This is a genomic window from Caulobacter sp. 602-2 (assembly GCF_011043625.1).
GTDB lineage: Bacteria > Pseudomonadota > Alphaproteobacteria > Caulobacterales > Caulobacteraceae > Caulobacter.
Genome location: NZ_JAAKGT010000006.1, coordinates 235047 through 256815, shown reverse-complemented (window position 1 = coordinate 256815; position 21769 = coordinate 235047). Strand labels below are relative to the sequence as shown.

Here is a 21769-nt window from a genome sequence, read left to right as displayed (position 1 = left end):
GGCTTCCCCTCAGAACGCGACGTTGACGCTGGCCGTGAGGCGCGTCTGGTTTTTGGCGAACAGGTTGCTGTTGGCGTGCGCCAGCTCGGCGCTGAGATTGACGCGCTGCGCCAGCGTCGTGCGGGCGCCGCCCCCCACCGACCAGCCGTCGGGCCGCGGCTTCTCGACCACGGTCGGCTTTTCCAGCCAGCCCCTGCCGGCTGCCGCGAACAGGTAGGGACGCGCCACGACGCGCCCGCCGATCGGGGCCAGGGCGGCCAGCTCGGCGCGGCCAGTCAGGCCGCTGTCGACATTGATCGAGCCGGCGTCGAAGCCGGAGACGCCCTCCCCGCCATCCAGCGAGAACTGCATGGCGCTGGGCAGAGCGCCGCCGAAGCCGGTCTGGCCGCGCAGCACCAGCCGCGCGGAGAACGGACCGCCGAGGGCCCGGTCGACGCTGGCGGTGGCCGAAAGCTTGGTGAAGTCGGGCTTGGAGCCCTGACGCGACAGCGGCGTGCCGGAGATCCGGGCGTCGGCCGGGGTTCGCGCGCCAAAGCCCGAAATGCCCTGGTTGAAGTCGATGCGCGACGAGACGGTGGTGGCCGCGCCGATCGCCTTGCCGCCTTCGAGGCCGAGCGTGAAGCTGCGCAGGGCGTCCTTGCTCAGATCGACGCCGAAGCCGCGGGCGGCCTGGCTTTCGTTGGTCCATTCGAACCCGCCCGACACCGACAGCATCTCGCGCCGGCCAAGGATCAGCGGATAGGACAGCTTGGCCACGATGCGGTCGAACTGGCCCTGCACCGGCAGCACGCCGCGCGGCGCGATCGGATTGGTGTCGGCGTGCAGGTACTCGAGCTGGGCCGTCGCCCCGTCGAAGCCCAGCGGCGCGATCAGGCCAAGGCCGACGATGCGGCGATGGGGATGCCCGCCCGTCAGGGCTAGGTCGGTGGCCGAGGCCCCGAAGGCATAGAACTGCTCGCCCGCCCCGAACACCGAGTTGGCCGTCAGCCGCGCCTCGAGGTTCCAGTCGTCATAGGCGCTCGACAGGCTGTTGTCGGCGCCCAGGCCGCCGGCGACGGCGTCGTGCTCGACCTGCAGCACCAGTCGCGCCCCGCCGACGAGCTCGCCGGGAACCAGGGTCGTGCGCAGATTGACGCCGGGAACGCGCGCGGCCAGCAGCACCTGGCGCTCGATCTGCGGCAGGCTCAGCCCCGGCCGGTTGATCAGCTTGACCAGCCGGTCGCGGATCGGTCCGCGCACCTTGGCCGGCACGCGGCTGTCGTCGATGCTCTCGATGAAGCCCTCGACGACGACGATCCGCACGACCGCCCCATCCTTCAGCGACTGCGGCGGCAGGGTGGCGCGGGTCAGGATGCGCCCGTCCTGGGCGTACAGCGCCTCAATCTTGGCGGCGATCTCGTAGAGCGCGGCGACAGTGACCGTTTGGCCTTCGACGGTCCGGGTCAGCGCGGCGACGGCGTCGGCGCGGTCAGGCGCGACGCTTTCGACCACCACGCGCTCGATCCGCACAGACAGCGCCTCGGCGCCGGCCGGGGCCGCCGTCAACCGGGTGGCCGGCAGGGCGATCTCGCCTTGGGCCTCCTGCACGGTCGGTGCGATGGTTTGAGGAAGGGTCCGGCTGGGCGCGGTCTGCGCGAAACTTGCCGCGGACCAGGTCAGAGCCAGAAACGAGCTCGTCGCGACGACCAGGGCGCGCTTCGCGCCCCACGATACACCAGCACTCATACTAAACGCCCCACCTACTACACTGAGCGCGTGATAGGTATTTGCGCGTTTCAAACTAGTTAATTTGTTTCAGAATCATCCACGCACGATACCATCCACCTTTGTGCAAATGATCGCACATAGATTTCGCGACATTTACATGGATCAAATACCTCTCAAATGGACACAAGCCCACGCAGCAACTTCCCAAATTGAGAAGCCGCGCGATCTTTATCGACTACCGATGCAACCTTGGCCCGGAGGTATCCAGCGGGTAGCGATGATTTTCCAGCGCGCTTCCGGCTGAGATCAATATCGCGATCAAATGTCGACTGACGCCAGACTCTCACCAAGCCCGCCCAGCCAGACCGCTCCCGGCAATCGCCCCTGACAGGGCAAGGGTCACTCCAGCTATCGATATGGGATGCTGACACAGCTCTATTGGGAGACAGGCTCAAGTCGACGCCGATCCGGCGTCAGGCTGGAAAGAGCCGGCGCCTATGGATGCCGCGCGCCGGTATCGTCGCCGCCCTCCTGAACCGACGGCGACGCCCATGCCTTCATCATCAAACTTGAACCGCTGACGGCGGAAGCAGGAGACATAAACTGCCACCCTCACCGCAGTGAAAGCCAGGCGAGCCCCACCAAATGCAGGCTGCAGCGCCACCTGCAAAGCGCTTGAATTTAAATAGATTTTATTCTTCAGAAGACCGCTGGCGCCCGCTGTCGGACGAAGACGATACTTACGAATACGCTATTGTACTCCCTAAGCTCCATCGGATCGACAAAGGGCTCAAGCGTGGCCCGCGAATGAAGGAGAGAGTCACATGAGCACTACTGCCGAGCGTCTGTTGCGCGCCAATAGCCGACGCTGGCGCATCTCCAGGAACTGGACATCGACTTGGCGGCTCTGAGCGATACGATCGCTCGAGAGCGTCCTATGCAAAGCGCTCAAGGCGCGTGGGCGTGTTGAGCACCAGTTGCGCGTCTCTGACCACATCCAGCCGCAGCATGCGCGAAGCCCCCAAGCCGCTCAGGAGATCGCTCATCGGGCCGCCATGCCGCGATAGCGTCACGCCCTTGGGGAAGAGCTCTTGGGCGTAAGACAGCGTGTTGGACTGGACGAGGGTCTGGCTCCACTGGCCGTCGACCTGGTGAAACATGGTGTTTGAGCCCAGGCGCGATTGGGACGGTACGTCATGGAACACCGGCGCAGGCGCGCGCAGCACCAAGTCCGGCGAGCCGTCGGCGGCGGCGATGCTAGCTGTCACCTCAGCGCCGATATCGACGGTGATCGGGGTCAGCCACTTGGGCAGCTGGTAGCCTTGGACGCCACGCACCCGAGCAATATCGGTGGTGACCGGAAGTGCCAGAACATGGGCGCAGAAGTTGCGCCTGCGGATGTCGCCCATCAACTGCCCGACATGCGATCCCTTGGCGCCGGGACGGCGCACCACCACCGCGATCGACACCTCATCGTAGGGATCGTTGTCGCAAACGGCGTAGGAGAAGAAGGTCAGAGCCACCAGGCCCTTGCCTGGGAGCGGACGAAGCGGCTCCAGCGGCGCGGGCAAGGCCGCCGCCAACCTTTCGATCGGCGCGGTCATCAAAAGCTGCACCGAGCTGCTGCGATAGTAGAAGTTGGGCGCCCAGATCGGCCCCACCCGCGAGGGGACCTTCTGCTTGGGAATCCGGCGGAAGAAATCGATGTTGCCGGCCGCCGGATCGCGCGCCACCAGGTCCAGGTCGGAATTGGAGCGAAAGCGATCGTAATACCCGCCCTTGGGAACCTTGACGGTCTGCCCGCCAAACTCGACGTCCACCCATTGGTCAATCATGCCAGAAACCTTTTGATGAGGTGCTCGAAGCGGTCTGGTCCGACCGCCGACGGTAGGAGCGTTGCGCTCAGGCCGCTTGAGGACGGCGCGTAATCCAGTGACGATACTGGCGAGCGCTGCGACGAGCCTGGATCTGCGAGGTGATCAAAGCCCACACCGGCGAGATATTGGGCGCGGTCCGTCGCCGCCGGCTCAGGCGCACCAGCTGAAAGCGGACGGCGGCCATGTGCGCCGACGAGGCGATGGGCTTGTTCTTCCAGGTTATGGGCTTGAGGGACGGCGCATCGGCCTTGCCTTCCCGCCAGCGGATCGGAAGGTTTGGCTCAATGGCGAGCGCTGTGGCGATGCCGGCCATGGCCACACCGCTCTCGACCACCTTTTGGGCGACCTCGCGCCGCTTGATGCCGCCGGTCACCATCAACGGCATGGTCGCAACCTTGCCGATCTCGCGGGCGAACTCCAGGAAATAGGCCTCGCGCGCCAAGGTGCGCTCGTCGCGCGCTGAGCCCATCATGGCCGGAGCCTCGTAGCTGCCGCCAGAAAGCTCGACGAGATCGACGCCCTGCCCGCTCAGCATGGTGACCACGTCGCGGGCGTCCTCGGGCGAAAAACCGCCCCGTTGGAAGTCGGCGGAGTTGAGCTTGACCGCTACCGCGAACCCCGGCGAGACCGCCGCGCGCACGCCTCGGACTATATCCAGCAGCAGGCGCGCACGGTTCTCCAGGCTGCCGCCCCAGTCGTCCTTGCGATGATTGGCCAGCGGCGAGAGGAACTGGCTGAGAAGGTAGCCGTGGGCGGCGTGGATCTCCACGCCGGTGAAGCCGGCGCGCTCGGCCAGGACGGCGGTGGCCACGAACCGGCGCTCGACCTCGGCGATGTCGGCGGCCGACATTTCGCGCGGCATCGGGAAAACCTTGGACTGCGCGCCAAGGTCCAAGGAGATCGCCGAGGGGGCGATCGTCTCCTGACCCAAGGCCGCCGGCATCTGGCGGCCAGGATGATTGATCTGCATCCAAACCTGGCCGCCGCCCGAGCGGGCGGCCGTCGCCCAGGCCCTGAACTTGTCCAGGTCACGCTCGCTCTCAAGAACGACGCCGGCCGGTCCGGTCATGGCGCGGGCGTCGACCATCACGTTGCCGGTGATAATCAATCCGGCCTGCCCGTCGGCCCAGGCCTTGTAGAGCGTGATCAGATCCGCGGACGGCAGGTGATCGGCATCGGCCATGTTCTCTTCCATGGCCGCCTTGGCGATGCGGTTTGGAATGACGGCGCCGTTAGGCAGAGAGAGCGGGGAAAAGAGCGACATCGCTAAGGCTCCACGAAAAAGCGTGGCGGCACCTCTAACCTTTGAGTTAAGTTTAAGGTCAAGGCGTTTTCGGAGCTATCGGCATGAACATCGGCGAGCTGGCCAAGCGCACGGGCCTCACCCAGTCGCGCATCCGGTTCTATGAGCGCGAGGGTCTCCTCACCACCGTGGAGCGGCGAGCGAACGGCTACCGCGCCTATCCGGCCGAAGCGGTCATGGTTCTGGAGGTGATCGCTTCGGCCCAGAAGGCGGGCTTCAGCCTGGACGAAATCCGCCGTCTTCTGCCGCCCGACCTGACGAACTGGGAACACGACGCGCTGATGAGCGCGCTGCGTGGGCGGGTGGCCGACATCGAGGCGCTGGAAGCGCGCTTGGCCGAGAGCAAGGCGCAATTGATTGCCTTGATCGATCTGATCGAAGCCAAGCCCGACGACATCGACTGCGCTACCAACGCCCGACGGGTCTTGTCTCGAATTATGGGCAGCGCTTCGACACGGACGGTCAAAAGCGCCTGAGCAACCTTGCCTCAACCAGCCGGGAAATGAGCAGGTTGCGCCAGGAGCCGACCTTGGGATCGCTCCGGATCTTGGACGCTCATGAGCCAGCGCTGATGACAGCGGTCGGCGTTTGGTCTCTCTAGCGCATCCATCTGAGACCCTAGCCGTGGCTCTGGCCATAGAGAAGAGGCGGCTAGATCAAGCCGGGTCCCAGCCACAGCACCGAGCCGGCCAATGTTAGACTGGCGACCACCAACCAACCGATGCTGAAGCGTATTGGATCGGCCGCGACTGCCGGGCCTTCGCTTTTGAGCAGCAGAATGCCGAGCGGGAGGATCAGGCCCTGGGGCGCGGCCTGATGCAGCACTGCGCGCATACCGTCTGGATCTCGGCAACCCGTCGCCACGGCGACGAGGCCAGCTGCCATGTAGGCCAACCACATCAATCGGCGCAGTCGATTTTGGCCTGGAACCGCATAGCTCCTCAGGGCCATGGCGAGCGCTCGGATCGTCACAAGATAGGCCGCTACGCCGACAATGACGAAGGTCCATCGCCGTCGACCCCGATCGCGTGCGCCAGATCCTGGTCAATCTGCTCGGCAACGCCATCAAGTTCACGCCGACCGGCGCGGTAGAGGTGAAGATCACCTACGAACAGGGCCCGGGCCGACTGGTGCTCGCGGTGCGCGACACCGGCGAGGGCCTTGCACCCGAGGCGATCGACAAACTCTTCCAGCGGTTCTCGCAGGTCGACGGCTCGACCCGACGCCGTCACGGCGGCGCCGGCCTGGGCTTGGCGATCTGCCGAGGGCTCGCAGAAGCCATGGGCGGCGACATCCAGGTCGAAAGCCAGGTTGGAGCGGGGAGCTGCTTCACAGTTCGCCTGCCGGCCCGCGCCGTCGATCACGACGCTCAGATCGAGCGCGACGAGGAGGACTTCCGACTTGATGGCGTAAGGATACTCGTCGTCGACGACAATCCAGCCAATCGGGGCCTGGCCCGCGCGCTGCTCAAGCATTTCGGCGCTGGCGTCGTCGACGCCGAAGACGGGCACGCCGCCATAGCTGCGGCCGCCAAGTCGCCCTTCGACGTGATCCTGATGGATCTGCGCATGCCTCGGATCAGCGGCCGAGACGCCGCGGCCGCCATCCGCCAAAGCTGCGGGCTCAATCAGTCGACGCCGATCCTGGCCTTCACCGCTGAGGCGGAAACAACCGGCGCCGATGCCGACGGACAGAGGGACGGCGACTTCGACGGGGTCGTGCGCAAGCCGGTCGTCGCCGTGGACTTGCTTGCGGCGATCACATCCGCGCTTGCGGTCTCGCCCCTCCACCGTCAGGCGCTGGTGGTGAAAGGACCATCACGGCCAGGGCGATTTTCCTAGGAGAGGCCTGCCTACACATCGAACGCCTTGCGGAGGCGACAAGGACAGTTCACCGATCAGAACGGCCGCCACCCTGCATCGAGGCACGGCCAATATACGCCCTATACTTGTCCTGCGCCTTGCGCTGAAAGCATGCAGCCAAGCGGATGAGAGCCCGATAAGAGTGCGTTGAGACATCCACCTCAGCGAACGATGCTTTTCCTGCGCTTACGTCTGGCTGTCACAAACCGCTGCTAGCAGGCTGCCCGCATGACCTTGGCGACTCATGAGCGAGCGATCTGGCTGGCGCGCAACGCGCTGCCGCATGAGCCGCGTCTGCGCGCCTGGCTCTCACGCCGCAACCTGGCCGGCCTGGAGATCGACGACATTGTCCAGGAGACCTATGCGATCCTGGCCGCGCTCGAGCGGGTCGATCACATTCAGACGCCGCACACCTACATGTTCGAGGTGGCCAAATCGGTCGTGCTGCGCACGCTGCGTCGTAGTCGCATCGTCGCCTTCGAAGCCTTGGCCGAGGCCGAAGCCCTAGAACCGCCCTGCCCCGATCCCTCCCCCGAGATCATCGCGGCTGACCGCCAGGAGCTGGGCCGCATCGCGGCCTTGATCGCCGGGCTGCCGGTGAAATGCCGCGAGGCATTCACCCTGCGCAAGGTCCATGGCCTGTCTCAACGCGAGGTCGCCTTGCGCATGGGCGTGTCGGAGAACACGGTCGAGAAACACGTCGGAAAGGGCATTGGCGTGTTGATGAATGCAATGGGACGTGGCGGAAAATCGCGCACCCATGCATCTAGGGATCAACACGACCAGGATCTGCGTAAAGTTGACCACGACCAAAGAGACCAGCGCCGAAATTGACGCCGCCGCGGCCGCCTGGGCCGCGCGCGTCGATCGCGGGCCGCTGTCGGCCGAAGATCAGGCCGCGCTCGAGGCTTGGGCCGCCGTGGATCCTCGCCGGGCCGGGGCCTACGCCAAGGCGCTAGCGGTCAGCGTCCATCTCGATCGCGCACAGGGCCTGGGATCGAATTTCGCTCCCAAGACACATCCGGCCGCCAAGGCGAACGAGCGCCGGCGCCTCCTGGCCAGCGGCGGCGTTCTGGCAACCGCATCGGTGATCGGCCTCCTGGGCTACGGCGCGCTCAATCTGCGCGGCCGCCTCAAGACCGCCAAGGGCGACATTCGCCGCGCTCCGCTTTCGGATGGTTCGGCGGTGACGCTCAACACCGAAACCACCATACGCACGGTCTTCGACAGCAAGATGCGACGCGTGGATCTGCTGCGCGGCGAAGCTCTCTTTGATGTCGCCAAGGACGCGGCGCGTCCGTTCGTCGTCGTCGCCGGCCAAGTGCGCGTGCGCGCGGTCGGGACGAGCTTCACGGTTCGCAACCGCGATGACGGTCAGGTCGGGGTCGTCGTTCGCGAAGGCGTGGTCGAGGTATGGCGCGGCTCGCAAGGCAAGCCGGTACGACTGGCGGCCGAGCACGCCGTCGATGTCGGCGACGCCGGCGCCCTTCAACCCACACAGGTTGGGGCGGCCGCCGTCGACCGCGCCCTCGCTTGGCGACAGGGCCAGATCGATCTCGCCGGCCTGACCTTAGGCCAGGCGGCCGACGAATTCGCGCGCTATTCGGATCGCCGCATCTTCATTGACGACCCGGCTGTGGCCAGGCTCAAGATGACAGGTCTGTTCTCGGCCAGCGACCCGGACGGGTTCGCCAAGGCCGCGGCCTTGAGTCTGGGCCTCCGGGCCGTCGAGCAGGCAGACGGGGTGCGCCTCTCGCGCGGCTGACGCCGACCGACGGAACTTTTTTCGGGGAGGACATGGCGGGAGTTTCGTCACCGAGGCTCCACCCCGTTGAGGCCGGCATGGGACCGGCGAACTTCGGGGCGACACCATGATGCTCAAGCAGACCCTGGCCAGCGGCGCAGCCGCTCTGGCGATCCTCGCCGTGGCCATGCCGGCCGCCGCGCAGCAACGCAACTTCGACCTTCCGGCGCAGGACGCCGCGCCCGCCATTTCGGCCTTCGCGCGTCAGGCGGGCCTGCAGGTCGTGGCGCCGGCCGACGGCCTGGGCGGTATTCGCACGCAGGCCCTGAAGGGCTCGATGGACGCCCGGGCGGCGCTGCGCAAGCTGATCGCCGGCACCGGGCTGGAAATCGCTTCGGACAGCAATGGGGTCATCGTCCTGCGCCGCGCGCCCACGCCGGCGACCGGCGCGACTACGCCGGCGGCGGCTGAAGCCGTGGCGGCCGAACCGGCGGCGTTGGACACCATCATCGTCACCGCCCAGAAGCGCGAGGAAAGCGCCCAGGGCGTTCCGATCTCGCTGACCGCCTTCTCGGGCCGCACGCTGGACACCTATCGCGTCGAGAGCCTGCGCGACGTTTCGCGCCTGACGCCAGGCCTGCTGGTCTCGTCCTTCAACCAGAGCAGCCCGACGATCGCCATTCGCGGCGCGACCAACACCTTCTCGCAGATCGGCGCCAACAAGCCGGTTGCGGTCGTGCTCGATGACCTCTTCATCCCCCGCAACAGCGCCGCGACCTTCGAGCTCTACGGCCTCAACTCGGTCCAGGTTCTGAAGGGCCCGCAAGGCACCCTCTTCGGTCGTAACGTCACCGGCGGCGCGATCGTGCTCGACACCGGCAAGCCCGCGTTCGGCGACACCTCCGGTTCGGTTCGCGTCGGGGCCGGCAATTACGATCTGCGGCAGATCGACGGTCGCGTCGATCTTGCGGCGGGCGAGCGCCTGGCTTTTCGCCTGGCAGGCTCGTTCAAGGATCACAGCGGGTACGGCAAGGACCGCCTGACCGGCCGCGAACAGGACGATCTCAACAGCAAGAGCGTGCGTGGCCAGGCCCGGCTGAAGGCCAGCGACACGGTCGAGGTGCTGCTCGGCGCCGACTATTCCGACGATAGCAACGGCGGCCGCACGCTCTCGTCGAAGGGGGCCGGGTCCGATGGCGATCGCCGCACCTCGGAGCTTGGCTATCTGCAGGGCTTCGCGCGCAACCAGTGGGGCGCCTCGGGCCGCGTCTACTGGGACGCGCCGGTCGGTCAGGTCACCGCCATCACCGGCTATCGCAAGTCGCAGTCGGGCGAGGACTATTCGGGCACCGGCGTCAGCTATCGCTTCCTGACCGGAACCAATTCCCAGTCGGTCAGCCGGGACGTCGACGAAGTCGGGCTGTTCTCGCAGGAGGTTCGCTGGGCCAGCCCCAAGTGGTCGCGCGGCGACCTGGTGGCCGGGGTCTACTACGCCGACGAGGATGCCAAGCGTCAGCTGCGCAACCGCACCCTCGCGGCCGTCACGGGCAACGTCTCCAGCAATATCCTCACCGACCAAGCGGTGAAAACCAAGAGCTACGCGGTCTTCGTCGACGGCACTCTTCACCTGCCGGCGGCCTTCGATCTGGTTCTCGGCGCGCGCTACACGCAGGATAAAAAGACGGCTTCGCTCGTTCGCACCGACGCGGTCAACCCGGCCACGGGCAGCTTCACCGGTCGCGACCTGAAAGCCGACTGGAGCGAGGTCACGCCCCGCGCGGTTCTGACCTGGTCGCCCAAGGAAGACCTCAAGGTCTACGGCAGCATCACCCGCGGCTACACCGCCGGCGGCTTCAACACCGACGCGGCTGTGATCTCGGCGCTCACCAAGCCGTTCGATCCCGAGACCGTCACCAACTACGAGCTGGGCGTGAAGTCCCAGTGGCTGAACGACACGCTGCGGGTCAACGCGTCGGTCTTCCACATGGACTACAAGGACAAGCAGGAGCTGTTCTTCAACAACGTCACCCGGATCCTGACCATCACCAACGCCGGCCAGGCGACGGTCGAGGGGGCGGAAATCGAGGCGACCTGGCGTCCGATCACCTGGCTGAACCTGTCGGCCAACTACGGCCTGCTCGACACGGTCTACGACAACTTCGTCATCCCGGGCGGCGCGGTGAACACCGGTAATCCGCTGGGCTCGTCGCCGCGCAACAAGGGCTCGCTGGCGGCCGACGTCCATTTCCCGCTCAGCAACGCCGGCTACCTGACCGGCGCGCTCAGCTGGGCCTATACCGACGGCTACTACACGGGCGCGACCAAGGACGCGAACCTGCACATCGAGTCCTACGCCCTGACTAACCTGTCGCTGGGCTACGAGAGCGCCAACGGTCGCTGGACGGCGACGGTCTGGGCCAAGAACCTCGGCGACGTGGACTTCGTGCTGACGCCTTCCACCCAGGGCGTGCTGGCCGAATACCTGGGCGAGCCGCGCACCGTGGGCGTCATGCTGTCGGCGCGCTTCTGATGAGCCCGCTGACCCGGCGCGGTCTGTTGCTCGGCGCCGCGGCGCTGGGCGCGGCCGCGCCGCCGTCCTCCGACGACGTGGTCGGTCAGCCGCTGCGTCCCTGGCGGCGCGGCGGCCTCGACATCCACCACATCGCCACGGGCAAGGGCGACTCGACGCTGATCATCGGGCCGGACGGATCCAGCCTGATGATCGATGCGGGGGCGACGGCGACGCCGCCCCCCGCCAGCCTGGACATCCGCCCCGGCCCCGAGCGCCGGCCCGGCGAATGGATCGGGCGCTACGCGCGGCGCCATCTGGCGGCCACCGGGCGAAAGGCGCTGGGCGCCCTCCTGGTCACCCACCTACACCCTGACCATATCGGCGACGTCGGACCGGACACGCCGCTGTCGCCCAACGGCGCCTACAAGCTCACCGGCGTGACGGACGTCGCCGCGCAGCTGCCGATCGATCTTCTCGTCGATCGGGACTTCCCCGACTACGCCTTTCCCAAGCCCTGGTCGGCGCCGTTCGCCACCAACTATGTCGCCTTCGTCCGCGATCGCATCCGCGCGGGCGGCAAGGTCCAACGCTTCCGCGTCGGTGTCGCCGACCAACTGGTGCTCGCCGGCGCGGAGATCCGCAACCTGGCGGCCAATGGCGAGGTCTGGACCGGACAGGGCGAGACCACGCGGCGGCTGTTCCCGCCGATCGAAAGCCTGCCGGCCGGCGACGTGCCCGACGAGAACGCCCTGTCGACGGCGCTGCGGCTGCGCTACGGCGCCTTCAGCTATTTCGCGGCCGGCGACCTGACCAGCCATAGTTTTGACGGCGCCCTCCCCTGGCGTGACGTGGAGACGCCGGCGGCGCAGGTCGCCGGTCAGGTCGATGTCGCGGTCGCGGCCCATCATGGGATGTTCGACGCGACAGGACCCGACGTCGTGCGCGCCCTGAAGCCACGCGCCTGGATCATCCCCAGCTGGCATGTGGCTCACCCCAGCAGCGACGTTCTGGAGCGGATCCTCAGCCAGCGTCTCTATCCTGGTCCGCGCGAGGTTTTCGCGACCGGCCTGTCGCCGGCCAACGAGCTGGCTCACAAGTGGCTCACTGACAAAATGGCCTCGCGCGACGGCCACCTCGTGGTTCGTGTCGCGCCTGGCGGCTCGAGCTTCCGCGTCGTCGTCACCGACAACCGCGACGAAGGCGATCGGGTCGTTTCGCAGTCGGCAGTCTGGCCGGCCTGAACCGCCAACCGGCTCACCAAGCTTGGCGGAACGTGATGTGGCGTGGAGGCGCCCGCGTTCAGGGCCGGGCATGCGTCACGCGCCCTCCCGATCCCCTGGGCGCGTGACGCATCGACCGGGCGCACGGACCGCATCTCCGATGCCCGACGCGCGCCCACCGTTCCACGCCCCACCTCCACCATTTCATCAGCACGGAGGGCATGCGACGGCGTCGCGTCGGTCTCCTCCTGGGGCGGCCGCGCATATCTTGCGGTGAAACGCGGCGACATGCTGCTCCGCTGCGGCGCCAACATGCACCGCGACTGCTGCGGGTAATAAATTTTTTAATGAACGGATGGCGGGAAACCGATCACCACGCCTCCAACCCGATGGGGCCGGCAAAGCCGGCGTTAATGGGCAACACCATCATGCGGAAGCTTACACTGGCCAGCGGCGTCGCCGCTCTGGCCCTGATGACCTGCGCCTTTCCGGCGGCGGCGCAACAGCGCGCTTTCGACATCCCCGCCGTCGATGCGGTGAGCGCGATGAGGCTCTTCGCCCTGCAGACGGGCCAGCCGTACATCGAGCCGCCCGCGGGCGCGCGGCGGATCACGGTCAACCCGGTGAAGGGCGACTTCACGCCGGAGGAAGCGCTGGCGCGCATGCTGGCGGGCACCGACCTGGCCGCGACCCAACAGACCACCGTCGTGTTGCAGCTGGTGCCAAAGCCGACCGCGGCGACGCCCCCTGCCGAGGCCCAGAATGTCTCCGGCATCCTCAGCTCGGCTGCAAAGGACGATGCATCTCGCCTGCTGTCTGGTGAAGGCCTGCCGCGATGGGGGACGTTGAACGCCGAGGAGGCGCTCAACGCGCTGCCGCAGTTCGTCGGCGACAAGACCGCCTTCTCCAACAGCGACGGTGACGGGACCGCCACCGCCAACCTGCGCGGCCTCGGCGCTAACCGCACCCTCGTCCTGGTCAATGGTCGCCGCTACATCCCAAGCGGTCTGTCTCAAACCGTGGACCTGAACACCATCCCGACCTTCCTCATCGAGGGCGTATCGAGCGCCGGCGGCGTCGAAGCGGGGACGGACGGCCTGGCGGGCGCGATCGACTTCCGCCTGCGCAAGGTCGACGGCCTGGAGGTCGGCGCTGACTACGGCTTGACCGGACGCGGCGATGGCGAACGCTTCGCCGCACACCTGGCCCTCGGGACCGACTTCGCTGGCGGTAAGGGCCATCTGACGGCCTACGGCGAGTACCTCGATCGCAGTGCGATCTCGCAGGGCGAGCGCGCCGTCTCGAGCGTGCCGCTGGCCGACCAAGGCGGCAAGCTGACGCCGGTGATCTCCACGAGCACACCGGGCGGTCGCTTCGTCATCGCTCCGACGATCACCGTTCCGGGCGCGCGCGGCGTGCCGACGGTCGTCGTCAACCGCGCCGCCGGCACCACCTTCGGCAGCAGCCTCGGCGCCACATTCTCGGCTCCCGGCGCGACCTCGCGAAACTACTCCGTCGATGACGGCTACAACGCCGCGCCCGACATCTACCTGCAGACGCCCCAGACCCGGTGGTCGATCGGCGCCTTCGGCGAATACGAGGTCAATCCGCAGATCACCGCCTATGCCGAACTGGCCTATTCGGGCAACACCGTCACCACCCAGCTCGCACCTACGGAGATCACCGGCCGCTTCCGCATCAACACCGCGGCTAACGCCAAGTTCTTCACGGCGGCTGATAACGCCGCCATCGCCGCCATCGACGCGAACGAAGAACTCATTCGCGCCGCCTTCGTCGCCACCGGCGTTCGTCCCGACACGACCTACACGACCAACTATTATCTGCCGGGCGCGGGTGTCGCGATCCTCGATATCTATCGCCGCCTCAGCGAGGTCGGCGCACGGACGAGCGAGTACGACCGCCGCGCGGTGCGCGCCGTGCTTGGCGTGAAGGGCCAGCTGGCGCCACGTTGGAGCTATGACGCCTATTTCAGCTATGCCTCGACCCGCGACGCCAACACCCAGCAAGGCGGGGTTTCTCTGACCGCCTTCACCAAGGCGGTGGAGCTGGCGACGATCAACATCTACGGGCCCGGCAGCCTGACTCCGGAGATGGTTCGCTCCATCGCGGTTGTGCTGCAGAACAACGAGCAGTCGGACCTGTCGGTGGCGCACGCCTCGACCCAGGGCGAGCTCTTCAACCTAGGCCTGGGCGCCAAGGACGCCACGGTCACCGTCGGCGGCGAGTATCGTCGCAACTCGGGTCGCTACACGCCTGACGCGCTTCTGCTGACTGGCGATGTCGTCGGCTTCTCGGCTGCGACCGCCGCCAACGGTCATTACGACGTCCGCGAGGTGTTCGGTCAGCTCGAGGTCCCGATCGCCGCGGGTCGTCCGTTCATCGACCTGCTGCAGGTAGACGGCGGCCTGCGCTACTCGGACTATTCGCTCGACGCCGTGGGTTCGACCTACACCTATGACCTCGGCGGATTCTGGGCCCCCAATCAGCAGATTGGCTTTGTCGCACGCTACGAGCGCGGCACCAGAGCGCCCAGCCTCGGGGAGCTGTACGGGTTCAACGGCAACGCTTATTTGAAGGCCGAGACCTCCAAGAGTCTCATCCTGGGCGCGGTGTTCACGCCCAGCGCCGCGCCGGGCCTAAGCACATCGCTCAGCCACTTCTCGATCGATGTCTCGGACATGATCCTGCAGAGCCAGATCGCCGCCACGCCCAACAGCAATCTCGCCTCTCAGAAGACATCCGGCTGGGACCTGCGGGCCGACTACAGCCGACCGCTTGCGTTCGGAGCGTTCTCCGATCGCAGCCTTCTGCAGGTGTCGGTGACGGGAGCCTATACCGACAAGAACGAGCTGCGGACTGGCGGCGCGTCCTCCTCGCTCATCGACCTGGCCGGCAAGTTCAGCTCGTCGACGGGCACGCTGCAGGCCAAGCAAAAGTGGGTTTCGACCCTCGCCTGGCAGGACGGCCCGCTGACGACGAGCCTTCGCTGGCGTCATCTCGGCGCGGTCAAGGACGGCGATCCCTCGACGACCTACGCCGTGGAGAAGATCGACGCCTACAATCTGTATGATCTCTCGGTGTCCTACGCCTTCGCCAACCAGGTTCGGATTACCGCCGGGATCAACAACCTGCTCGACGAGCCGGCGCCGGTCCTTGGGTCAAACCAAGATCAGGGCAACACCTATCCGAGCGCCTACGACGTCCGCGGCCGCGACGTCTTCATCTCAACCAAGGCGCGGTTCTGATCCACTCCGCCAGCTGCCTGGCGTCGTATTCGATCCCGCACCTAGAGCGGGATCGGAGCGCCGCGCCATCGACCAAGCCCTCGGCGCAGTCGCGCCGGGGGCATTTTCCTGAGAGCCGCACCATGTTGACCACGCCGGAAGAACGCTCGATCTCGGACGAGCGAGACGCTCTGTTCCAGCGCGAACTGCTGGCGCCGGAAATCCTGCTCGACAACGCCAGGGTCGCCTCGACGTTCGTGATCTTCGGCTCGGCGAGAACCCCGCCGATCGATAGCCTTTTGATCGTGAAGGATCGGCGCTCCCCGTACGAAGAGGCCCGGGCGCTAGCACGCCTTGCCAGCGCATCGCCGCCGGACGAGGACGGGCGACGCCAGTTCGTCGTCTGCTCGGGCGCTGGACCATCGATCATGGAAGCGGCCAACCGGGGCGCCGCCGACGTCGGCAGCGCCTCGATCGGCCTAGGCGTCGCAGTCCCCTGGGAGGATGGTCCCAATCCGTTCGTCACGCCGGAGCTGACCTTCCAGTTCGAGAACTTTCCGCTCCGCAAGCTCCACTTCGTCCTTCGAGCGAGGGCGATCGCGGTTTTCCCCGGCGGCTTTGGCACGCTCGACGAGCTGTTTGAGGTCCTGACGCTGATCCAGACCGGCCGGATCCCGATCATTCCGATCGTCCTCTTTGACGCCAACTTCTGGCGAAACGCCGTGGGCTGGGAGACGCTGGTCGAACGCGGCATGATCGACAGGCGCGACCTGAACCTGATCCGTTTCGTATCGTCGGCCGAAGAGGCCTGGGACGCCGTTCAGTCGTACTATGCCGCGACGGCCGAACCGATCTGGCACCGCTCCGCAGCTTCTGATCCGGCGAGCGAAGCCTAGGCCCAAGCCCCTTCCGCGATGCCCATCCAACCGAGACTAGGCGGAGAGAACCCCATCCTCGCTAGCACCGATCGACTTCCGGCAGCTCGGCGGAAGCAGAAGCATGCAGATTGCAGCTTCACCCACAGCTAGGTCATCTTTGAAAATGAGACCGTAAGGACAATTTGTTACCCAGCGGCCATGCTTGATCTTTCGACTGCTCTTCGGGCCGCCCGAGCGACCAGTATCGTAGCCAGGCTTTCGGCTATGGCGATTGAAGTCGATCAAGCTATCGCCGACTACCCCGCCAAGGCCGACACGCGTTACCTGCAACGGCTCACCGACCAGCAGCGACGTCTGGCAAATCCGGACCTCGAATTGATAGGCGCCGTGGCGGTCAGCCTCCACCGCGCCGATCCGTCGGTGCGCGCCGAAATGCAACGCCTTGAGCGATCGATTTCTGAACGCCCTCCATTCCTAGGGCGCCGCTCCAGCGCGCCCACACCAACAGCTTGACCAGCACGCGAGTCAGCTCAGCCGCACACCATCGTGCCATCGCCGTCACGAGGTTTGAGGGTGTGGAGCGGGCCGCGGATGGCCGATCCGGCGCTCATACGACCGGTCATGGCAGCAGCGATCGGCGCAGTTCAGGGACTGCGCGCGCCAGGAGATCCGACACCATCGCGGAGAAGTAGTCGGCGCCCTCGGGGCCCAGGTGAGTGTGGTCGTAGACGATGCTGACCCGCCCCTGCGGACCATCGGCCGGACGCCCGGGCGATGCGACCGTCGCCTTGGGCGGCGGCTCGCTGGCGATCGTGTCGCCCGACCGTGCGACGGCGACGGCTGCCTCCGACGGCGCGCGCTGAGCAAAGCGCATGGATTCCACCGGCCCGAGCTTGGCCACCGCCTCGGCGCTCGCCCGGTTGAGGTCGATCAGCGGCGCGCCCGTTTCGCGCGCGACGTCGCGGATCGCCTGCGCCCAAGGTTCCAGGCTGTTGTCCAGCCGACCGCCTACGAACTGCCTTCGGGTCAAAGGCGTCACCAGGACGGGCGCCGCGCCGATCGCTCGAGCCTCTTCGACATAGCGCCGAAGATTGGCGGGAAACTCCGTCGCAAGGTCCGTGGATCGCCCCGGCTTGCCCGGTTGGTCGTTATGACCGAACTGGATCAAGACATAGGCGCGGCCATAGCCTTGGGTCGCCAGTTCGTTGAGCGCCAGCTGCCAGTAGCCCTCCTTGCGATAGCTGCTGGTGCTCCGCCCTCCGCGGGCCAGGTTAAGGCACGAGATCTGCGCCATAACGCGGCGGCCGCAGAAGCTCGGCCCCCAACCGCTGGACACCGCCGTCGTGCTGTCGCCAACCAGTACAATCTTGGATGGCTTGGCGCGCGCTGGCTCTGCGCTCTCCACTGCGGCCTCGCCCGCGGCTGCGGCCTGGGCGAAGGCGGCCTGCGGACCGAGGAGCAGAGCAGTGATCAGGAGGGGGCGAGCCATCAGGCTCGATCGGCGACGCCGCGCCAAGCCGGTAGAGGACATGGTTCTCCTTTGCCGCCATGCGCAGACGCGGTCAGATGCAGTTTGGGCGGCTCCGTGGAGCCGCCCGCCAGATCAGTTCTTGTAGGTAAAGCCCACGGACATCCGCGAACCGCCGTACTGCACGGTCCACGGATTGGGGCTGGATTCGAAGCCGCGATCGTCCGACCCGACGCGCAGCTTGGCGGCGTTCAGGATATTGCGGGCTTCCAGATAGACCTCGAGGTTGCGATTGAGCTTCCGCGAGATCTTGGCGTCCAGATACTCGTATTTTTCCGAATAGTAGGGTTCGCTCGGATTGTAGGGGAAGCGGACGTAGTTGTTGCGGTTGGTGTTGGGCGCGTTGCTGACGGGCGACTCGCTGGTGTTGCCGCAGGGCGAGATGCAGGTCAGGGTCCGGTCCCGGGCCTGGAAGGCCAGGCGGGCTTTGGTCTTCCCATCATCGTACCAGAGCACGGCGTTGAGGAAGTACTTGGCCTGATTGGTCGGCGACAGCCCGTCCGCCGTCAGCGGGTCCATGTAGGCGACAGAGTCGCTGGACTTCGTGGTCGAGACGTTGAAGTCCATGCCGGTCTTGTTCAGACGCCAGGGCAGGAAGGTGAAGGCCGTGCGGGCCGAGAACTCCCAGCCGGACTGCACATAGCCCGGGCCGTTGGCGTAGGTAGTCAGGCCGAACTCGTAATCGGACAGCCTCTTGTCGGTGCCCGGAACGGTCTCGTCGCTGCCTTCGAACACCTTGAGGTTCTTGACCGGCACCGAGATCGGCGCGCCGACGCGAACCTTCTGTCGGAAGTAGGCCAGGCTGATCGAGGTGTCCTTGTTGGGATACCACTCGATCGAGGTGTTGTTCTTGGTGGCCTGATACGGCTTCAGGTCGGCGTTGCCGAACGTGCCGCAGGTCATGTCCTGATAGGAGCCGTCGGTGTCGGTTCCGTCGAGCTTGCGCTCGTCGTAGGTGCATTCGCCGCCCGGCCACAGGCGGTTCATCGGCGGCGGCGCGACGGTCTTGGCCCACGAATAGCGCAGCGCCACCTTGTCGGGCAGAGGCCAGAGCGCGGCGTTGTAGGACGGCAGCCAGCCCGTGTAGCTCTTGTTGATGGTCACAGGCTTGGTCACCGAGGTGGTGGTGATGCCGGCCGCCGCGCTCGGATTGAGCGGATCATAGGCGGCGGTCTTGACGGTGTAGTTGAGCTTCACATAGCCCGAGCCGGCCACTTCGGTCTTGAACATCCGGCTGCCGAGGTTGCCTTGCAGCTCCATGCCGAACGGCAGCTGTTGGCTGAACTCAGCCATCCAGTACCAGGATTTGTGGGTCTCTTCGGTTTGGTTATAGGGCTGTTTGTAGACCTTGCCATCGCTGCCCGTGCATTCCTTCAGGCAGTCGAAATTGTAGTTGGCGGCGCTAGCCAGCTGCGAGAACGCCTTTTTGACGTCGATGCTGTCCCATAGCTCCAGCCCCGAGGTCCCATCATAGCCCTGCATGAATGGGCCTTCGAGTTCCTCAAGGGAGTTCTGGAAAATGCTGACCAGCTGTTCGCGGGTGACGGTCTCGACGCCGTACAGGAAGCCGGTGCCGGTCGTCGGGTTGGGCACGTAGCCGTAGACGCAGGCGTTGGCGGCCGTCGTCGTGGCGACGTTCTCGCAGGCTCGGACATCACTGCGCAGCGTCAGGGTCGGCACATAGACACCTGCCGAGGGCGAGTAGCCGCCGCCGCCCCAGGAGTTGGCGTCGGCGCCGCGGTAGAGCACGCCCACCTTGAAGCGGGTGAAGAACGGGATGTCGGGTTTGTAGGTGATGTCGAACTTCAGCTGGTCTTCCGAGCTCTCGACCTGGCGCGGATTCCAGGTCAAGCGCCGAAGGCTGCTGTACGAAGGCTGGCCGTTGGCTGTCGGGGCCAACATCTGCACGAAGTTGGCCATGTTGGTTTCGTCGTAGCTCGACGGGGTGTCGATCGTCCAAACACCGTTGTCGAGGACGCGCATGGTGGCGTTGCCGTAGGTGTAGCTACGCGACAGACGGATGTCGTAGCGCGAGTAGGTCGCGTTGCTGCGACCGCCGCGCAGCTCCATCTTCAATGGACCGTGATCGTAATCGGCGCCGTAGGTGAAGTAGTTGGTGTCCCAGATCTGCTCGTTCTGAATGTGATCGATGCCGACCGCGGCGTTGGTGATGTCGAACGACGTCAGGTGATGGTTGCCGTCGACGACGACCGAACCCGGCACGATGTTGGCCGCCACGCCATAGATCGGAAAGGCGTTGTTCGACACGCCCGAGCCCGGCGTTGTGTCGATCGTCGAGACCCCGGCCGGCTGGCCGGTGTTGTAGATGTAGTATCCGCCGTTGCTGAGGGCCGAGAGAATGTTGGGCGTGCCAGGGGCGTAGGCGGTGTTGGTCACCAGCGAGGTTGCGGTGTAACCCGACGAGGCCCCCGTGATCACATCGACCCCGCCGCGGGTGCGCTGGCGGTTGTTCTCGACCTGATTGCGGTTGGCCACCTGGTACTTGGCGAAGATGGTCAGGTCGTCGTTGACCCTATAGTCGAAGCGAAGATCCCACGAGATGCGATCTTCGTACTGTGACCAGTTCTGGTCGCGCACCAGGTTGGGGGCATAGTCGTTCCACTGGTTGAGGCAGCTGATCTGCGCATTGATCTGGGCGGCCTGGGCGGCCTGGCGATTGGCCCCATTGCTGCCGCCGGCGATCGAAGACAGCTGCGACGAGGTCAGCAGCGGAAAGGCGCTGAGGCACTCGGCCTTGGTCTGGGCGGCCGCGGACTTGGTGTAGACATCGATTGGGGTCGGCGCGTTCCACGATCCCGACCCATTGGCCAGGGCCCAGGAATTGATCGGCTGATCAGCGCCGACGCCGTTGGCCGCGGCGGGATTGTAGGTGAAGGTCTTTTCTGGCGAGTTGTCGAAGTCAGCGAAGCGCAGATAGCCCTGGGCGTTGCTCGACCCGCCGCTGTTGAGCGAGTGGCTGTCGTTCAGCCGCTTGCTGTAGCTGACGTTGGCGATCACCCCCAGGCGATTGTCGAAGAACTTGCGGGAGGCCACCAAGCCAAGCTCCGGAGAGGCTTTGCGCGACAACGAATTGCCGGCGGCAGCGCCGCGGATCTGCAGGTAGGGCTTCTTGAAATCGAGACCGGTACGCGTCTGGATCTGCACAGTCGCCCCAAGGCCGCCGGGCGTCATATCGGCCGTCTGGCCCTTGATGACGTCCAGGCTCTTGATCATTTCGGCAGGGAATTCGCGCAGGTCGGCGCCGCGACCACCATCGCTGTTGCCGACCGCGATAGCGTAGCCCGAAGCGGCCACGCCCATGCCGTCGAGTTCGATCCGCGTCAGGTCCGGTCCATTGCCGCGGATCGACACGCCCTCGCCTTCGCCGAAGCCGTTACGCTCGATCGCCACCCCAGCCACGCGCGACATCGCCTCGTTGACGTTGCTGTCGGGGAACGAGCCGACGTCGTCGGCGACGATCGAGTCCTGAGCCGTGGCGCTGCGCTTCTTGCGCTGGATGGACGACTGCTGCGAGGCGCGCGCGCCGACGACGATGGCTTCGACCTGGGTCGGCTCCTCGCGTGAGGACGGCTGGGCGGGCGCGACTTCGGCTTTGGACTGAGCTTGCGCTCCACTCGCAGCGGCCAGGGCCGCGCTGAGCGCTATGATTGAGACAGCAGCGGCCGCACGGCCGCGCGCGCTGAGGCGCTCCATGTATTCCTCCCTCGTTTTTGTCTGGATCTCTCGCGCCCACGCGGGGCGTCACCGGCGCTAGCCGGTGGGTGCGAACGCGCGTGCGCCCGCGATCACGCGGCGAAGAGGCCGCGCGCCTGAAGCCTTCGACATGAGTTCCCTCCCCGGCTCAACGGCCGGACCAATACTCTCAATTGGTC

General features: G+C 66.1%; 15 protein-coding genes. 9 read left to right on the top strand and 6 right to left on the bottom strand.

Features of this window, described 5'->3' with window-relative positions; all coding sequences use genetic code 11:
• Positions 1–9: 9 nt before the first annotated feature.
• From G5B46_RS14885 to G5B46_RS14875, 3 genes are all read right to left on the bottom strand, one after another.
• Positions 10–1587 (bottom strand): ShlB/FhaC/HecB family hemolysin secretion/activation protein, encoded by a 1578-nt coding sequence (locus tag G5B46_RS14885; RefSeq protein WP_165259815.1) that lies wholly within the window; start codon positions 1585–1587, stop codon positions 10–12.
• 1055 nt (positions 1588–2642) lie between these two features.
• Positions 2643–3542, bottom strand: a complete 900-nt coding sequence (locus G5B46_RS14880) for an acetoacetate decarboxylase family protein (RefSeq protein WP_165259813.1) — start codon at positions 3540–3542, stop codon at positions 2643–2645.
• Positions 3543–3609: 67 nt separating this feature from the next.
• On the bottom strand, positions 3610–4848 hold the full coding sequence (locus G5B46_RS14875) for an NADH:flavin oxidoreductase/NADH oxidase family protein (protein ID WP_165259811.1): 1239 nt from the start codon (positions 4846–4848) through the stop codon (positions 3610–3612).
• An 83-nt stretch (positions 4849–4931) separates the two neighbouring features.
• Between G5B46_RS14875 and G5B46_RS14870 the strand changes: the two genes are divergently transcribed.
• Complete coding sequence (locus G5B46_RS14870) at positions 4932–5363, top strand: MerR family transcriptional regulator (RefSeq protein ID WP_165259809.1); 432 nt, start codon at positions 4932–4934, stop codon at positions 5361–5363.
• Between the two features lie 175 nt (positions 5364–5538).
• Here G5B46_RS14870 and G5B46_RS14865 read toward each other — a convergent pair whose 3' ends face one another.
• Positions 5539–5721 (bottom strand): hypothetical protein, encoded by a 183-nt coding sequence (locus G5B46_RS14865; RefSeq protein ID WP_165259807.1) that lies wholly within the window; start codon positions 5719–5721, stop codon positions 5539–5541.
• 194 nt (positions 5722–5915) lie between these two features.
• Here G5B46_RS14865 and G5B46_RS24860 point away from each other — a divergent pair, with 194 nt between their 5' ends.
• The 8 genes from G5B46_RS24860 (at position 5916) to G5B46_RS14825 (ending at position 16861) form a co-directional block, all read left to right on the top strand.
• Positions 5916–6728 (top strand): ATP-binding protein, encoded by an 813-nt coding sequence (locus tag G5B46_RS24860; RefSeq protein ID WP_165259805.1) that lies wholly within the window; start codon positions 5916–5918, stop codon positions 6726–6728.
• A gap of 249 nt (positions 6729–6977) precedes the next feature.
• Entirely contained in the window at positions 6978–7583 is a 606-nt protein-coding gene (locus tag G5B46_RS14855; protein ID WP_165259803.1) for an RNA polymerase sigma factor, read from the top strand.
• Positions 7549–8514 (top strand): FecR domain-containing protein, encoded by a 966-nt coding sequence (locus G5B46_RS14850; RefSeq protein ID WP_165259801.1) that lies wholly within the window; start codon positions 7549–7551, stop codon positions 8512–8514. Before G5B46_RS14855 ends, G5B46_RS14850 begins: the two co-directional genes overlap by 35 nt.
• Positions 8515–8620: 106 nt before the next feature.
• The gene (locus tag G5B46_RS14845) at positions 8621–11023 is read left to right on the top strand and encodes a TonB-dependent receptor (RefSeq protein WP_240903496.1); all 2403 of its coding nucleotides are present in this window, start codon (positions 8621–8623) and stop codon (positions 11021–11023) included.
• Positions 11023–12246 (top strand): MBL fold metallo-hydrolase, encoded by a 1224-nt coding sequence (locus tag G5B46_RS14840; RefSeq protein WP_240903495.1) that lies wholly within the window; start codon positions 11023–11025, stop codon positions 12244–12246. The genes G5B46_RS14845 and G5B46_RS14840 overlap by 1 nt, the downstream gene beginning before the upstream one ends.
• Before the next feature lie 392 nt (positions 12247–12638).
• Positions 12639–15491: a TonB-dependent receptor gene (locus G5B46_RS14835; RefSeq protein ID WP_165259799.1), complete on the top strand. Its 2853-nt coding sequence runs from the start codon at positions 12639–12641 to the stop codon at positions 15489–15491.
• Between the two features lie 122 nt (positions 15492–15613).
• Positions 15614–16366, top strand: a complete 753-nt coding sequence (locus G5B46_RS14830) for an LOG family protein (protein WP_165259797.1) — start codon at positions 15614–15616, stop codon at positions 16364–16366.
• 246 nt (positions 16367–16612) lie between these two features.
• Positions 16613–16861 (top strand): hypothetical protein, encoded by a 249-nt coding sequence (locus G5B46_RS14825; protein WP_165259795.1) that lies wholly within the window; start codon positions 16613–16615, stop codon positions 16859–16861.
• Between the two features lie 106 nt (positions 16862–16967).
• Here G5B46_RS14825 and G5B46_RS14820 read toward each other — a convergent pair whose 3' ends face one another.
• The gene (locus G5B46_RS14820; RefSeq protein ID WP_240903494.1) at positions 16968–17879 is read right to left on the bottom strand and encodes a rhamnogalacturonan acetylesterase; all 912 of its coding nucleotides are present in this window, start codon (positions 17877–17879) and stop codon (positions 16968–16970) included.
• Between the two features lie 72 nt (positions 17880–17951).
• Positions 17952–21590, bottom strand: coding sequence for a TonB-dependent receptor (locus tag G5B46_RS14815; protein ID WP_165259793.1), 3639 nt, complete (start codon positions 21588–21590; stop codon positions 17952–17954).
• Positions 21591–21769 lie beyond the last annotated feature (179 nt).